Source organism: Siminovitchia sediminis (assembly GCF_042680885.1).
In the GTDB taxonomy this organism is placed as follows: domain Bacteria; phylum Bacillota; class Bacilli; order Bacillales; family Bacillaceae_C; genus Siminovitchia; species Siminovitchia sediminis.
The window spans coordinates 1-15093 of record NZ_JBHUEO010000008.1 but is presented as its reverse complement, the minus strand read 5'-3'; the positions used below and the strand labels follow the sequence as shown (position 1 = coordinate 15093).

Annotated in this window: 17 protein-coding genes; 2 read left to right on the top strand and 15 right to left on the bottom strand. The window is 42.9% G+C overall.

What is annotated here, in order from left to right; all coding sequences use genetic code 11:
• The first annotated feature begins 8 nt into the window (after window positions 1-8).
• A complete protein-coding gene (locus tag ACFSCZ_RS04770) occupies window positions 9-425 on the top strand; it encodes a universal stress protein (RefSeq protein ID WP_380772632.1) in 417 nt (138 codons plus the stop codon).
• 223 nt (window positions 426-648) lie between these two features.
• On the opposite strand, the gene ACFSCZ_RS04765 is transcribed toward ACFSCZ_RS04770, so the two are convergent.
• The 15 genes from ACFSCZ_RS04765 to ACFSCZ_RS04695 form a co-directional block, all read right to left on the bottom strand.
• Window positions 649-1935 (bottom strand): adenylosuccinate synthase, encoded by a 1287-nt coding sequence (locus tag ACFSCZ_RS04765; protein ID WP_380772631.1) that lies wholly within the window; start codon window positions 1933-1935, stop codon window positions 649-651.
• A 190-nt stretch (window positions 1936-2125) separates the two neighbouring features.
• Window positions 2126-2683, bottom strand: a complete 558-nt coding sequence (locus tag ACFSCZ_RS04760) for a hypothetical protein (protein ID WP_380772630.1) — start codon at window positions 2681-2683, stop codon at window positions 2126-2128.
• 79 nt (window positions 2684-2762) lie between these two features.
• Entirely contained in the window at window positions 2763-3218 is a 456-nt protein-coding gene (locus ACFSCZ_RS04755) for a serine hydrolase (protein WP_380772629.1), read from the bottom strand.
• A gap of 96 nt (window positions 3219-3314) precedes the next feature.
• A complete protein-coding gene (gene dnaB / locus ACFSCZ_RS04750; RefSeq protein WP_380772705.1) occupies window positions 3315-4697 on the bottom strand; it encodes a replicative DNA helicase in 1383 nt (460 codons plus the stop codon).
• A 96-nt stretch (window positions 4698-4793) separates the two neighbouring features.
• Window positions 4794-5243 carry a 50S ribosomal protein L9 gene (gene rplI, locus ACFSCZ_RS04745; RefSeq protein ID WP_380772628.1) on the bottom strand — a complete coding sequence of 150 codons (450 nt, stop codon included), beginning with the start codon at window positions 5241-5243 and terminating at the stop codon, window positions 4794-4796.
• On the bottom strand, window positions 5240-7213 hold the full coding sequence (locus ACFSCZ_RS04740; protein ID WP_380772627.1) for a DHH family phosphoesterase: 1974 nt from the start codon (window positions 7211-7213) through the stop codon (window positions 5240-5242). Before ACFSCZ_RS04740 ends, rplI begins: the two co-directional genes overlap by 4 nt.
• 35 nt (window positions 7214-7248) lie before the next feature.
• Window positions 7249-8187: a YybS family protein gene (locus ACFSCZ_RS04735; protein ID WP_380772626.1), complete on the bottom strand. Its 939-nt coding sequence runs from the start codon at window positions 8185-8187 to the stop codon at window positions 7249-7251.
• Between the two features lie 241 nt (window positions 8188-8428).
• Window positions 8429-8662, bottom strand: a complete 234-nt coding sequence (gene rpsR / locus ACFSCZ_RS04730) for a 30S ribosomal protein S18 (protein WP_380772625.1) — start codon at window positions 8660-8662, stop codon at window positions 8429-8431.
• A gap of 26 nt (window positions 8663-8688) precedes the next feature.
• The gene (gene ssb, locus ACFSCZ_RS04725) at window positions 8689-9183 is read right to left on the bottom strand and encodes a single-stranded DNA-binding protein (protein ID WP_380772624.1); all 495 of its coding nucleotides are present in this window, start codon (window positions 9181-9183) and stop codon (window positions 8689-8691) included.
• A 55-nt stretch (window positions 9184-9238) separates the two neighbouring features.
• Complete coding sequence (gene rpsF / locus ACFSCZ_RS04720) at window positions 9239-9529, bottom strand: 30S ribosomal protein S6 (RefSeq protein ID WP_380772623.1); 291 nt, start codon at window positions 9527-9529, stop codon at window positions 9239-9241.
• A gap of 381 nt (window positions 9530-9910) precedes the next feature.
• The gene (locus ACFSCZ_RS04715; RefSeq protein ID WP_380772622.1) at window positions 9911-10243 is read right to left on the bottom strand and encodes a DUF378 domain-containing protein; all 333 of its coding nucleotides are present in this window, start codon (window positions 10241-10243) and stop codon (window positions 9911-9913) included.
• Between the two features lie 68 nt (window positions 10244-10311).
• Entirely contained in the window at window positions 10312-11451 is a 1140-nt protein-coding gene (locus ACFSCZ_RS04710; RefSeq protein WP_380772621.1) for a thiolase family protein, read from the bottom strand.
• Between the two features lie 176 nt (window positions 11452-11627).
• Window positions 11628-12728: a redox-regulated ATPase YchF gene (gene ychF / locus ACFSCZ_RS04705; protein ID WP_380772620.1), complete on the bottom strand. Its 1101-nt coding sequence runs from the start codon at window positions 12726-12728 to the stop codon at window positions 11628-11630.
• A gap of 194 nt (window positions 12729-12922) precedes the next feature.
• Window positions 12923-13120, bottom strand: coding sequence for a DUF951 domain-containing protein (locus ACFSCZ_RS04700; protein ID WP_380772619.1), 198 nt, complete (start codon window positions 13118-13120; stop codon window positions 12923-12925).
• Window positions 13121-13122: 2 nt separating this feature from the next.
• Entirely contained in the window at window positions 13123-14037 is a 915-nt protein-coding gene (locus ACFSCZ_RS04695; RefSeq protein ID WP_380772618.1) for a mechanosensitive ion channel family protein, read from the bottom strand.
• A 195-nt stretch (window positions 14038-14232) separates the two neighbouring features.
• Between ACFSCZ_RS04695 and yyaC the strand changes: the two genes are divergently transcribed.
• Window positions 14233-14841 carry a spore protease YyaC gene (gene yyaC / locus ACFSCZ_RS04690; RefSeq protein WP_380772617.1) on the top strand — a complete coding sequence of 203 codons (609 nt, stop codon included), beginning with the start codon at window positions 14233-14235 and terminating at the stop codon, window positions 14839-14841.
• Window positions 14842-15093: the final 252 nt, after the last annotated feature.

Genomic DNA, 15093 nt, shown 5'->3' with positions numbered 1-15093 from the left:
GGTTATTTATGAGTAATCGAATGTTACTGGCGATCGACGGTTCAGAGCATTCCCTCAGAGCTGCAAAAGAAGCAATAAAATTGGCATTGTTAACCCGCTCAATCGTGGATATTGTACTGGTCGCCGACTTTGCCAAAACTAAAAGCGAAGTGCTGCATACTAAAAATAGAGAAGATTTGGCCATGATCCGAAGAAAGAGGCTCCGGCCTGCAGAGGAATTGCTGGAAGCCAAAGGGATATCCTATCAAACTCATATTCTTCATGGAGACCCCGGTCCTGCGATTGTAGAATTTGCTAATCAAGGAGATTTTGACATGGTTGTCATCGGCAGCCGTGGGTTAAATAAGTTACAGGAGATGGTTCTTGGCAGTGTGAGCCATAAAGTCATGAAACGAGTCAACTGCCCTGTTTTAATTGTTAAATAAAGAATGAAGGTCCAGCTTTAATAGCTGGCTTTTTTTATGAGGATTATTGATCGGGAACGTTTCACCCACTTACGTTACCAAACGAGCAACAAGCCTTCCTGATCGGGAATGAAATTTTCAAAACAGTATTCTGCAAACAAAAAGACACAGAGTCCGCAAACTCTGTGTCCTTTATTTAAGGGTATTCCCGCTCTTTACCTCTCAGCTGCAATCAATCAATGTTTTATCTCCACACACTCCGAACAACATTCGTCTGTGAACGGTCAGGACCAACTGAGAAAATAGAGATCGGCACGCCTGTCAATTGCGATACACGCTCCAGGTAATGACGCGCATTGGCAGGCAATTCATCCAATGTTTTGCATCCGGTGATGTCTTCCGTCCAGCCTGGAAGCTCTTCATATACAGGCTTACAATCCTTTAGAATATTCAAATTAGCTGGATATTCCTTGATTAACGTTCCTTTATAATCGTACGCTGTACAAATTTTTACAGTTTCCAGGCCTGTCAAGACATCAATGGAGTTCAATGATAGATCCGTCAGTCCGCTGACCCTGCGGGCGTGACGCACGACCACACTGTCAAACCAGCCGACACGGCGCGGACGGCCTGTTGTTGTTCCGTATTCACGGCCGACTTCACGGATTTGGTCACCAATCTCATCGTTCAATTCAGTTGGGAATGGACCATCTCCCACACGGGATGTATATGCTTTACATACACCCACAACATGGTCAATTTTCGTCGGTCCTACACCGGACCCGATCGTGACTCCCCCGGCAACCGGATTGGAAGAAGTGACAAAGGGATAGGTTCCCTGGTCGATGTCGAGCATTACGCCTTGCGCTCCCTCAAATAAAACCCGTTTCCCTTCATCCAATGCATCGTTCAAGACAACCGATGTATCACACACATATTCCTTAAACTGCTGGCCGTATTCATAATACTCTTCCAAAATATCTTCCAGCTCGAAGCCTTCTGTCTCATAAAAACGCTCAAGCAGCCGGTTCTTCTCCTGAAGATTGCGTGTCAGTTTTTCCTCGAACACTTCACGGTCCAATAAATCGGCAATCCGGATACCGATACGGGCTGCTTTATCCATATATGCAGGGCCAATCCCTTTTTTCGTTGTACCGATCTTGTTGGCGCCTTTCCGCTCTTCTTCGACCTCATCAATTTTCAGATGGTAAGGCAGGATCACATGGGCTCTGTTGCTGATCCGCAAGTTATCTGTTGAAATGTTGTGTCCGTGTAAATACTCAAGTTCTTGAACAAGTGCCTTGGGATCTACAACCATCCCGTTTCCGATTACACTCGTTTTATCTTTATAAAAAATTCCGGAAGGAATCAAATGCAGTTTATATGTAACCTGATTAAATTGAATGGTATGACCGGCATTGTTGCCCCCTTGGTACCGAGCAATCACTTCTGCGTTTTCAGATAGAAAATCAGTGATTTTCCCTTTTCCTTCGTCTCCCCATTGCGTACCGACTACTACTACTGATGACATGCAAAAAGCACCTCCGCAAGTCCCTAAAGGAACCCTATTATAGAACAAACATATCTATTCTATCAGCGCAATCATCACGCGTCAAGAAAAAGCGAACATTAAAGCCCTTACAAAATAAATTCGTTCGCTTTTAGCGTTATCTTGTTCCCTTTATATTATAACCTAAAAACTTGGTAAATTAACAGGATTTCTATAATCCCCATTCCTTTTCAATTCTAGAACGAAAAGTGGGATCGGTTAATATTTTAAGTTGAAAACTATTGATTTTCCTTGTCGGCAGCATGTGTTCAAATCTGTTCAGATCATTTGAGAAAAAAGCAATTTCCGTTTGATTGCCTTCCTTATCTTGTACATACATGGCCAGTGTTAAGACCAATGCGGTTGATCCGCCTTTTTGTCCTCCATGATAGAGCCACTCTTGATTTTTGGGGTTATACATCGACTGTTCCAGAATCGGATCCAAGTAAGTATAAATTTCTTTTGAAAAAAATTCCTTTCTATTCAGCTTTTCCAATAGTGAAACATAATCTTGCGCAGTTCCTCTTGGCAGACGATCTGACCATATTCTTTGGAACTTCACATCCAAAGTATCTGCCGCCGTCTGCTTTTGATTAGATGCCAAGGGCATTTCATCCCATGTTTCAAATATTTCTATTGCTTTTTGCCGATACTCTCCGAGGGTCATATTCTCCCATGCTTCTTCCTTTGACAGATGTTGTTCCTCCATCAAATAAAAAGATACGAGCATTCCGCCGCCAATAGGATATATCGGTTCATGCCTGTTTCGGCTAAAACTTGCTTTACATTGTCCAAGCCAAGACGTTTGATCAGATAATCTGTATTTGCATTTGAACTAAAGTCATCATGCCATTGGCAATTTCACTGACAGATACCTGTTCTTTGTCTTCTAAGGAATCTATCCATGCCTCATGCGCTCCCCATCCGTTTGTGGTACATAATATTTCTCCAACTCTTTCAAAACTCACTTGTTGATCCGGATGGATTGTTCCTGCGGCTGCCTGCTGTGCGCATTCAATGGCAACAATGATTTTCATGGTACTGGCTAACGGAAGCGGAGAGTCGCCAATGACATCTGTGATCCGTTTCCCATTAATTTGTGTTGTCAGCGCCATATTTTTATCTTTTTTCCGGTCATTGATCAGCCCCAAGACAAATTCTGGATCATCCCTCTTGAATGTATCGTATATATACCAAATACCAACTACCAATGCCCACACAGCCATAAAAGAATTTCCTGCAATCATCCATAAAACTTTTTTCAAATCGGTATCCTCCCTCATATGGATCTATACGAGGGAAGATCTTTGTTGTTTTAGGCAGAAAAAAAAACACCTCTAAAGTAGGAGGTGCTTTTAGACTTATGCCCCTGGCGGAGCATCCGCTTCGTCAAATCTTCGCTCAAGATTAACGAATTTATTATATTCTTTTACAAAAGCAAGCTGCACTGTGCCTGTTGGGCCGTTCCTCTGCTTGGCAATAATAATTTCAATGATATTTTTGTTTTCTGTTTCTTTGTCATAGTAGTCATCACGGTACAGGAAAGCCACAATATCTGCATCCTGTTCAATGGACCCGGATTCACGGATATCTGACATCATTGGCCTTTTATCCTGCCGCTGCTCGACACCCCTGGATAGCTGGGATAAGGCGATAACCGGAACTTCCAGTTCACGCGCAAGCGCCTTAAGGGAACGGGAGATTTCGGAAACTTCCTGCTGGCGGTTTTCCTTGGAGCTGCCGCTCCCCTGGATAAGCTGCAAGTAATCAATCAAGATCATTCCCAGTCCGCTCTCCTGTTTTAAACGTCGGCATTTCGAGCGGATTTCACTGACTCGGATTCCCGGTGTATCATCGATATAAATGCCTGAATTTGATAGACTTCCCATGGCCATGGTAAGTTTCCGCCAATCTTCATCTGTCAGGGCTCCCGTCCGTAGATTTTGGGAATCGATATTACCTTCAGCGCAGAGCATCCTCATAACCAGCTGCTCTGCTCCCATTTCCAAACTGAAAATCGCTACGTTTTCTTCTGTTTTCGTTCCCACATTCTGGGCAATATTCAGAGCAAAAGCAGTTTTACCCACGGATGGCCGGGCTGCAACGATGATCAGATCATTCCGTTGAAAACCAGCGGTCATTCGGTCCAGCTCTGAAAATCCAGTCGGGATCCCTGTCACTTCACCTTTATGGTTGTGAAGCATCTCGATATTGTCATACGTACGAACCAGAATATCTTTTATATTTTGAAAGGCACCTGTATTTTTCCGCTGGGCCACTTCCATGATGCTTTTTTCAGCTTCATCCAGAAGTGACTCCACTTCGCCTTCACGCGCATACCCTTCTGTCGCGATATCTGTAGCTGTTCGGATCAGCTTGCGGAGCAATGCCTTTTCTTCGACGATTTTCGCATAGTAGCCGACATTAGCCGCAGTCGGTACGGATACCGAAAGTTCACTTAAGTAGGATACACCGCCCACATCCTCCAGCTGCTTAGCGGCAGCCAGCTGTTCTGTGACGGTGACCAAATCAATGGCCTCTCCCGTTTCACTCAAATGAAGCATGACCTCAAATATCTTCTGATGGGCACTGCGGTAAAAATCTTCGGGCAATAAAATTTCAGAGGCGAGGATAAGAGCGGCAGGATCAAGAAAAATAGCCCCAAGCACCGCTTGTTCCGCTTCAATATTTTGCGGCGGTGTCCGGTCCACCATCAACTCATTCAATGTACAGGTCACCCCCATTCGTATAGCCAACACATAAAAAATGTGACCGGCCTAGACCAGATCACATGGTTATCATTTATTCTATTCTATCATGAATTGATCCATAGAAATATATTATTTTTGTTCTACTACATGAACATGGAGGGTAGCGGATACTTCGGAGTGAAGCTTGACGGGCACCTTTGTCACACCAAGTGAACGGATCGGCTGATCCATTTCAATTTTCCGGCGATCTATTTTAATATCATGTTTCTTTTTCAACTCATCCGCCACTTGCTTATTCGTGATGGAACCAAATAACCTGCCGCCTTCTCCGGATTTCGCTTTAATTTCTACCGTCAGTTTTTCCATTTTTTCTTTTAAATTTTTTGCCTCTTGAAGGGCTTGTTCTTCGAGCTTTTTCTCTTTCTTTTGCTGATTTTTCAAGTTAGCCAGGTTCCCGGGTGTCGCCTCTACCGCCAAACCTTGTTTAAAAAGAAAGTTTTGGGCATATCCAACAGCCACATCTTTGACTTCCCCTTTTTTTCCTCTTCCTTTTACATCTTTCAAAAAAATCACCTTCACGATGATTGACCTCCTTCAAAGTATTCATCCAGCACTTGCCGCAGCTGTAGCTCTGCCTCCACTACGGTCACATCCTTTAACTGGGTTGCTGCATTCGTTAAGTGGCCGCCGCCCCCGAGCTGTTCCATAATGATTTGTACATTGATTTTGCCAAGTGACCGGGCACTGATTCCTACGACGTCTTCCGCCCGTTTAGAAACAACAAAGGATGCTGAAACGCCGTCCATTGTCAAAAGCGTATCTGCCGCCTGGGCAATCATGACCGAATGATAGATTACATCTTCGTCACCGGTAGCAATAGCTGCGCCATTTCCATAAAACTCCATCGTTTCAATCAGCTTGGCCCTTTTTACATAAGAACCAATATCCTCTTTCATAAAGCTTTGGACAAGTATGGTGTCCGCACCACGGGCCCTTAAATAAGAGGCGGCATCAAATGTCCGTGATCCCGTCCGCAATGTAAAGCTCTTTGTATCTACGATTATTCCGGATAAAAGTGCAGTTGCTTCAAGTATATTGAGTTTCTTGCCCTTAGGCTGATATTCAAGCAATTCAGTTACCAATTCAGAAGTAGATGAAGCGTACGGTTCCATATAAACCAAAAGCGGTTTGTTAATAAAATCTTCACTTCTGCGATGATGGTCAATCACGACCACGCGATCTGTTTTATTTAATAGTTTTTCATCAATGACTAAAGAAGGTTTATGAGTATCTACAACAACCAGCAGGGTATCCTCTGTGACAATTTCCATTGCACCTTCCGGAGAGATGAATCTGGCGTACAGATCGGGTTCCTTCTTCAATTCGTTCATAAGCCGTTTGACGCTATTGTCGATTTCATTGAAATCAATAACGATATACCCTTCTACATCGTTCATTTCAGCAGCTTTTCGGATTCCAATAGCTGAACCAATGGCATCCAGGTCAGGAAACTTGTGTCCCATGACAATGACCTTGTCGCTTCCCACAATCAGATCTTTCAATGCATGGGAAATGACACGGGCACGGACCCGGGTTCTTTTTTCCATTGGATTGGTTTTCCCGCCATAAAATTTCATTTTTCCATTTGGCAGCTTCATCGCCACCTGGTCCCCGCCGCGTCCCAATGCCAAATCCAGGCTAGACTGTGAGAGGGCTCCCAGTTCAGGAAATTCTGAAACTCCAAGCCCCACACCGATACTTAAAGTAAGCGGAAGATTCTGTTTGGAAGTGGTCTCTCTCACCTCATCCAAAATAGAAAACTTATCCTCTTCCAGATCACTTAATATTTTTTCGTTTAACAGTGCAATAAACCGGTCAGATGAAACTCTTTTCAAGAAGATGCCATGATCGAGCGCCCATTTATTCAACAGCGCCGTAACCGTACTGTTCAGCTCACTTTTTATCTGATCATTCATCCCTTGAGTGGCGTCATCATAGTTGTCAATTAAGATCGTGGCAATGACTTGGCGGTTATCCTGGTAACGCCGCATGATTTCCATTTCATCCGTAACGTCAAAAAAATACAACAAACGCTCTTCGCTTTTAATTTCCACCCGGTACTTCCGTTCATTTAATGTAACCAATTCGCTATCCCGCTCCTGCTGGATCGCAGGAACAAGCGCTTCTGATATATCAAATAAAGACCGGCCAATCAGTGTATTTTCATTAAGGCGAGAAACAATGAAAGGATTTGCCCACTCAATCATATGGTCATCATTCACCAGCATGACCCCAATCGGCATTTCCAACAGGGCTTCCTCTCCAACCTTTTTAACCCGGTGAGAAAGCGTTGAAATATAGTCTTCGATCTCCTGTATTCGGTCCCTTTGAGCTTTAAAGAACAGCCCCAAAAAAACCAAGAGCAAGAGAGCTCCTATCGCTCCCGCCCACCAGTATCGAAAACTGATGAACACAAGAAGAATGGCGCTCAAAGCCACAATTCCGAAAAAAGGAGGAAGGCTCTTCAGTCTATTTATATACGGCGGCATCCTTTCAGCTCCCTTTACACAAATTTAAACTTTCATCATTTATTTGCCAATCGCTTTCTTAAATCAAAACCTATATCGATTATACCCAATAACCGGACAAGTGAAAAAAACAATGGCAATAAAAGTGTCATGACCGTGGCTGTAATAGGTATTGCTTTTGACCAGCTTTTTTTATGGCTGTAGTAATAGATAAAAGCAAGCCCCTGAATGAAAAGTAGAATTTGTAATATATACGCAGCATTTACGATCGCCATGTATAAGAACGTTCCTTCCTCCATTTGAATAAAAAGCGAAACGATTAACGTAATTAAATAGTACCACAAGATGCTTTTTGGAAAGGTGATAGTCCGAAACGGTGGAAATGCCGGTACTTCTACACCAAACCTTTTAATAATGGGAAAATTAATGACCATAAACAATATAACAGAAACAAATGCACCGCCCAATAAAAGGCTCGGAGCCAGTGTCTTCATCATTCCGATCATATCTTGAAGCTGCTGTTCCATGTTCGGATCAGGTGTTTGTCCCAGTGACCGCATAATTCCGGAATATTGCTCCGCCGAAGCGGAGAAGATTTTTGCCAATTCATCCAAAAAGTTCATGCTGAATAATTGAGCCGCCACAATATAAAACAAAACCACATTGGCCAGAAATACGAGGCTGGAAGCTATGTAAGCAACTACTTTACTTTTCCCCGACCGAATGCAATATCCCATCATTGTACCTGTGGTTCCATACAAAATGGCAATAGGCACCGATAGAATCGTCCCAATGATCATCGACATAAAAATAGCTCCAACGATTAAAACGATAGAGTTTTTTATAGGATATTTAGAGCTGTACAGCAGGAAGGGAAGAATTAAGAAAAACTGTGTAGCCAGCATTGCCATGGGTACATAAACTGTAAGGAGTAATAGTACGGTAAAAACAGCCAGCATTAAGGCCCCTTCCGTAAGCATTCGGGTATTTTTCACTTTTTCACCTCATTCAATCTATACCTGTATATTTTAACAAAAAATGCCCGATAAGTCTTGTGAGGACTAAGAAAATGATAAGGTGGAAGCATGTCTGCGAGCTCAAAAGCGGTTTTTGATCAGGGAGCAGTATTTCAGGCGGATTTCAGTCCGATGGCGCTTAAAGCCAGACACTCTCAACATTCACCAAACAATGAAAAAAGCAGCAAGGACTTTATCATTCCTCACTGCTTTTTTTCTATTATTCACCTGAAACAAATGGAAGAAGTGCCATTTGACGAGCACGTTTGATGGCTACAGTCAATTTACGCTGATACTTAGCACTTGTTCCTGTCACACGGCGCGGAAGAATTTTCCCACGCTCAGAGATGAATTTCTTAAGAAGATCTACGTCCTTATAATCAATGTGTGTGATTCCGTTCGCGGTAAAGTAACATACTTTCCGGCGTTTACGTCCGCCTCTGCGTCCTGCCATAATAAAAACCCTCCTTTATTTAACAATTAAAATGGAAGATCGTCATCTGAGATGTCAATCGGTTGTCCATCATTGGAGAATGGGTCTTCATCTGTCCGAGTATAGCCCTGATTTCTTTGGTCACCATATGAGGAACCTTGATTTCTTTGGCCTTCGCCAAAAGGACTTTCGCCAAAGTTTCCGCGATCCTGTGAAGCTGCACTTCTAGGTTCCAAAAACTGAACATTGTCTGCAACTACTTCAGTTACATACACTCGTTTTCCGTCCTGGTCATCATAGCTGCGGGTTTGCAGTCGGCCGTCCACCCCTGCCAAACTCCCTTTTTTCAAGTAGTTGGCGACATTTTCTGCCTGGCGGCGCCAAACCACACAGTTGATGAAGTCAGCTTCCCGCTCCCCTTGCTGATTCGTAAACGTCCGGTTTACAGCCAAGGTAAAGTTTGCAACCGGAACTCCATTCGGAGTGTAGCGCAAGTCTGGATCTTTAGTCAATCGGCCGACTAATACTACTCGGTTCATCATCAGAATCAACCCCTTCCCGATTTACCGTATTGTTTCACGTGAAACATTTTTTGTATTATTTATCTTCTTCTTTTACAACGATATGACGAATGATATCATCGTTAATTTTAACGAGACGATCAAATTCTTGAACTGCCTCAGGATTGGCATTCGTTTGAATCAAGTGGTAAAATCCTTCACGGAAATCCTCGATTTCATAAGCCAAGCGGCGCTTGCCCCAATCCTTTGATTCGATGATCTCTGCCCCTTGAGATGTAAGAACGTTATCGAAGCGCTCAATTAAAGCCTGCTTCGCTTCTTCCTCAATGTTTGGGCGAATGATGTACATAATTTCGTACTTTCTCATCAATAATCCACCTCCTTATGGTCTGTGCGGCCCTTAATGAAAATAAAGGGCAAGGAGCAACTTTCATTACTCACAGAGTAAAATTATATCATAAAAGTCGATAGATCACAAATACAATTCTTTCATTGCGAAAGAACTAAAGCCGCTTTTTCCATTATAGAACATTCGTTCCTATATTTCAACTGTATATTTTTAAAAGATGGTGAGTTATTTCTACATGATTCTTACTGGTATAATTTGTGGAGGCCTCGCCCGGGAAAAATGGATGAAGAATGTTAATATAAGAGTTTTAGCTGCCGGATTATCCAGAGGGGCTGATCTTAGTCAAGTCATTACAATGAAAAACCAAGCAGACACTCGGTATGCTTGGTTTTTCTCAATTTATTCTTTTTCTTTATCATATTCTTCTCTGGAGGGATTATAAGCCAGGTCAAGATCCGGTTCTTCAGCAAACTCTGTAGCGTAATTTGGCCGCAATTCTGTTTCATCTTGAACGGGACTTGTAAATTGGTTGTTATTCTCTGCAGTTTTTTGTTCAAAGAAATAAGACAGGCAAATGAGGCCGCTCAGTCCTACTAGGGAATAAATCAACCGTGCCAATCCACCCTCGCCAAATAAAGCTGCCACCAGGTTAAAATTGAATAAACCGATTAACCCCCAGTTTATCGCTCCAATGATGGTTAAAGCCAAAGCTATTCTTCTCAGTGTGTTCATCAACTTACCCCCTTTTCTAGAGTCTTTTATATCTTTTCTGGAAAAGGGGGCTTTTATGCATTCATTAATCAAGATGTCAGCTTTTCAATGATTGTAGCATTGGCCATGCCGAAACCTTCACAAATGGCCATCAACCCAAACTTCTTATTTTGCCTTTCAAGTTCGTGGGTTAAAGTAGTCATTATTCTCGCTCCGGTAGCTCCCAACGGATGTCCCAAAGCGATGGCGCCTCCGTTTACGTTTAAATTGTCCGGGTTTGCGCCTGTTTCTTTCAGCCAATGGAGAGGAACAGAGGCAAAAGCTTCATTGATTTCAAATAAATCAATATCTTCAAGGTTCAATTGCGCCTTCTTTAACGCCTTTTCTGTTGCAGCCACAGGTCCCGTCAACATTAGAGTGGGATCTGATCCAACGACAGTACGGGCAAGGATACGAAATCGCGGTTTTAAACCTAATTCCTCTGCCTTTTCACGAGACATCAGTAAGACCGCTGCAGCCCCATCACTGAGTTGACTTGCATTTCCTGCCGTTATTTTTCCATTTTTTACAAATGGAGGTGTTAACGCAGCTAATTTTTCCATTGATGTATCTTCTCTTGGTCCTTCATCTGTTGTAATCGGTCCATTTTCCGTGTGAATTGCCATTATTTCACGGTCAAACCGGCCTTCCTTGATCGCCCTCACCGCTTTTTGATGACTCGACAAAGAGAAGCGGTCTAAATCTTCTCTTGAAAATCTCCATAGGTCCGCAATTCGTTCGGCGGACACCCCCTGGTGGATGATGTCATATTGGGCTGTCAATTGTTTGCTATGTTGGGCTCCCTGTATATTTGAAAACATGGGAACACGGGACATGCTTTCCACTCCGCAAGCGATCACTATATCCATATCTCCGCTCATGATCGCCTGTGAGCCAAAATGAATAGCCTGAAGGCTTGAACCGCATTGCCTATCTAACGTGACGCCTGGAACCGTTATTGGAAATCCTGCAATGAGAGCAGCCAGTCTGGCTATATCATTGGACTGCTCGCTTGTTTGTGTGACACACCCGGCAATGACATCCTCTACATGGATAGGATCTAGCTTTGCTCTTTTTGTCAGCTCTTTTAAAACCATTGCCAGCAGCTCATCCGGACGAGTATCTCTTAGGACACCATTTCTCTTGCCTACAGGAGTTCTGACAGCTTCCACTATGACTGTTTCCCTCAACAGCGTCTCCTCCTTAATTTCGTTCAGCATACACCATATATACTCTACATTTCGCTGTTCTTTCACTAATTTCCTTCATTACTGTTTCGGTTGATACCCAATACTTGTCAAAATCTTCTTCCCCTAAATAAAAAAAGCCTGCAAACACAACGTTTACAGACTTTTTTCTCACTTTTTTATACGTTAAACCGAAAATGAATGACGTCCCCATCTTGTACTGCATACTCTTTTCCTTCCAGGCGGACCTTCCCCGCTTCCCGGGCTGCTGCCATAGAACCGGCATTCAGCAGATCTTCATAAGAAACGGTTTCTGCCCGGATAAATCCTTTTTCAAAATCGGTATGAATGATTCCGGCACATTGTGGAGCCTTCATTCCTTTTTTAAAGGTCCAGGCTCGGACTTCTTGCTCTCCTGCAGTAAAATAGGTCGCCAATCCCAGCAGGTCATAGGCAGCACGAATGAGCTGATCCAGTCCTGATTCTTCAATTCCCAGTTCTTCCAAAAACATCGCTTTTTCATCATCATCCAAAACGGCAATCTCTTCTTCAATTCTTGCACTGATGACAATGACTTCCGCATTGTCTTTTTCCGCATAATTCATGACTTGCTTCACAAATTCGTTGCTGGATGGATCTGCTACATCCTCTTCAGCGACATTCGCTACATACAGCACAGGCTTACTTGTCAGCAAATGAAGATGTTTTACGATCTTTTGCTGGTCATCCGAAAATTCAATCGATCTCGCGGGCATGTCCGATTCAAAAGCAGCTTTCAATTTGCTTAGAACTTCAAATTCTGCCATAGCCTCTTGATCTTTTTGCTTGGCCATTTTTTCTACACGGCCGATCCTTTTATCAACTGTCTCCAAGTCAGCCAATATCAACTCAAGGTTGATCGTCTCAATATCATCAATTGGATCCACTTTTCCTGACACATGCGTAATATCACCATCCGCGAAACAACGGACCACATGACAAATGGCATCCACTTGGCGAATATGTGATAGAAATTTGTTCCCGAGTCCTTCCCCTTTGCTGGCTCCTTTTACGATTCCTGCAATATCGGTAAATTCAAAAGCCGTTGGTACTGTCTTCTTCGGCTTGACAAGTTCGGTTAATTTCTGAAGACGATGATCAGGCACTTCCACGATCCCTACATTTGGGTCAATCGTACAGAATGGATAGTTCGCCGCTTCCGCTCCTGCTTTGGTTATTGCGTTAAATAAGGTGGACTTGCCCACGTTTGGCAATCCAACGATCCCTGCTGTTAGGGCCATTTCGGTCACTCCTCTTTACTGGGACAGACTCTGTCCCCAATCCATTCCTAATTATAGAGAGTCGGGAACAAAAGCGCAAGCCGCTTTCAGGCACGAACAAACCTTGAAGCCAGGCTATTGGCTTACAAGAAGCGGCTTTTTAATGATCAAAATTGTAAAAATTGCTTAGTTTTCTCAGAAAAAAAAAGCACGAACTACTCCTCGTGCTTCTCTAAAATTTTTTTCATTTTTCTCGTGAATTCCCTGCGCGGCAGCATGACGCTGTGGCCGCACCCTTCGCATTTCATACGGATATCCATTCCCATTCGAATAATCCTCCAGCGGTTTGTTCCGCATGGATGCGGTTTTTTCATTTCAACAACGTCATGAAGGTTAAACTCTTTTTTCTCCACTTTTATCCCCCTTGTCGGTCACCAAAATGATCACCTGGCTGGTGTTCGTTTCCTGTCATCATGACAATGCGCTGGTATGGGACTTCTACCTGATGAGCATCCAGTTCCATTTTGATCAACTTTCTCATTTCCCTTGCAATGAACCAATGTTGAACAGGCAATGTCTCCGCAATGACCCTCAACATGACTTCAGAGGCACCCAATTGCTGTACGCCCATGATCTTTGGCTTGTCCACGATCTGTTCGTACTTTTCCGGGAGTGTTTCAAGAAGATTTTCTATAATGGTTTCCACTCTTTTTAAATCCGCCTGGTATCCAAGGAGTACATCCACAACGGCTACACTGTTATGCAAAGAATAGTTTGTTACTTCTGTTATGTTTCCGTTCTGAATAATGTATAACTCCCCTGTCCAGCCCAGTATCTTCGTTGTCCGCAAACCTATTTCCTCTACGGTTCCTTCATATTGTCCAATCGCAACATAATCCCCTACAGAAAACTGATCTTCAAAAATAATAAAGAAGCCGCCAATGATATCTTTGACAAGGTTTTGAGCACCAAAACCAACGGCCAAACCCAAAATACCTGCACCAGCCAAAATTCCTGTAACATTGATCGTTAACGCAGACAGAATCATGATAATGGCCATGAAATATACTGTATACGCCAAAATATTTTGCAGCAGCTTAACAAGTGTAGCTTCCCGCCGTTCAGAAAACTGCAAAGGAGTTCTCCTTCTTCTTTTAAATACTCTCTCAATGGCGGCTTTTCCCACACGAATGATGATGCCTGACAAAATAATAATCAGGAGGATTTTTACAGCAATCCACCCGATATTGATCCATAATTCAGGGTTGGTCAGTTTTTCTATAAAGATGTTTGTGTTTTCCACAGTTTCCTGAAGCTGCTCTTCCAACATAATCACCCGACCCGGTACTAAAATTCGTTCTTATTTTACCAATAAATCTTGATCCTTGCCAATCTCATCATTTATGGGTTTGAACATGTATAGAAAGTGGGAAAGATTCGTATACTGGTTAACACAGACAAAAAGTGCAAATTGTTTTGAACTGCCGGCTTCGGGCGAAGATCACGAATGAAATGGGGGATTGGGGTGGAACAAGAAAATCAATTGGACACGATTGTACATGTGGAGGACCAGAATGCAATATTTCATTTATCTCAAGCACTTGAAGACCTTCTTCCCTCCCGGTTGTATCAGCCCGTAGTCGTTATTTGTATCGGGACAGACCGGTCAACCGGTGATTCCCTTGGACCCTTAATTGGGTCTTTCTTGGATGAAGCGGGAATGAAAGCTTTTCATGTATACGGAACATTGGAAAACCCCGTTCATGCCATGAATTTGAAAGATATATTAAAAAAGGTGAATAGAACTTATAAAAGGCCCTTCATTATTGGGGTTGATGCCTGTCTCGGACGCCTTGCAAGCGTCGGGGAAATCAAGGTTGGCAAAGGCCCCGTCAAACCTGGCGCGGGAGTAAACAAGCAACTTCCGGAAGTTGGGGATGTTTTTATCACCGGAATTGTAAATTTGGCAGGGCATATGGAATTTGTTGTCTTGCAAAATACCCGCCTCAACACCGTCATGAAACTGGCGAAAAAAATTGCAGGTGCTCTGATTGAAGCCGATCACACCTATCATAAAAAACGAACCTTTCAATCTGCGGGGCTTAGTTTTCTGAGAAGAAAGCCGGCAAGATAAGACTTCAAGAACGGATGATCTTATTGTGGACGCAGAACTCTGTTTTACATCTCCTTTGTGTTGATAAATGACATGAAAAGTTAATACCTTCTAAAAAATCGAACAAAAAAAACAGGCCTACGCCTGTTCAGCTTGTAGAGAAAGTATATGTTTTTTTCTCTACAGGCTTTTTTATTTTACATTTAGACGACTTGTATCTAGATTTTTGTGTTTTTATTTTTAAGAAAAAGATTCCCATCCACCTAGACCTGT

Bases quoted from the DNA above. Each gene is read 5' to 3' on its own strand.
- ACFSCZ_RS04770 (WP_380772632.1), top strand. From the start codon at position 9: ATGAGTAATCGAATGTTACTGGCGATCGACGGTTCAGAGCATTCCCTC.
- ACFSCZ_RS04765 (WP_380772631.1), bottom strand. From the start codon at position 1,935: ATGTCATCAGTAGTAGTAGTCGGTACGCAATGGGGAGACGAAGGAAAA.
- ACFSCZ_RS04760 (WP_380772630.1), bottom strand. From the start codon at position 2,683: ATGCTCGTATCTTTTTATTTGATGGAGGAACAACATCTGTCAAAGGAA.
- dnaB (WP_380772705.1), bottom strand. From the start codon at position 4,697: ATGGGGGTGACCTGTACATTGAATGAGTTGATGGTGGACCGGACACCG.
- ACFSCZ_RS04740 (WP_380772627.1), bottom strand. From the start codon at position 7,213: ATGCCGCCGTATATAAATAGACTGAAGAGCCTTCCTCCTTTTTTCGGA.
- rpsR (WP_380772625.1), bottom strand. From the start codon at position 8,662: ATGGCAGGACGCAGAGGCGGACGTAAACGCCGGAAAGTATGTTACTTT.
- ssb (WP_380772624.1), bottom strand. From the start codon at position 9,183: ATGATGAACCGAGTAGTATTAGTCGGCCGATTGACTAAAGATCCAGAC.
- rpsF (WP_380772623.1), bottom strand. From the start codon at position 9,529: ATGAGAAAGTACGAAATTATGTACATCATTCGCCCAAACATTGAGGAA.
- ACFSCZ_RS04715 (WP_380772622.1), bottom strand. From the start codon at position 10,243: ATGAACACACTGAGAAGAATAGCTTTGGCTTTAACCATCATTGGAGCG.
- ychF (WP_380772620.1), bottom strand. From the start codon at position 12,728: ATGGCCCTAACAGCAGGGATCGTTGGATTGCCAAACGTGGGCAAGTCC.
- ACFSCZ_RS04695 (WP_380772618.1), bottom strand. From the start codon at position 14,037: ATGTTGGAAGAGCAGCTTCAGGAAACTGTGGAAAACACAAACATCTTT.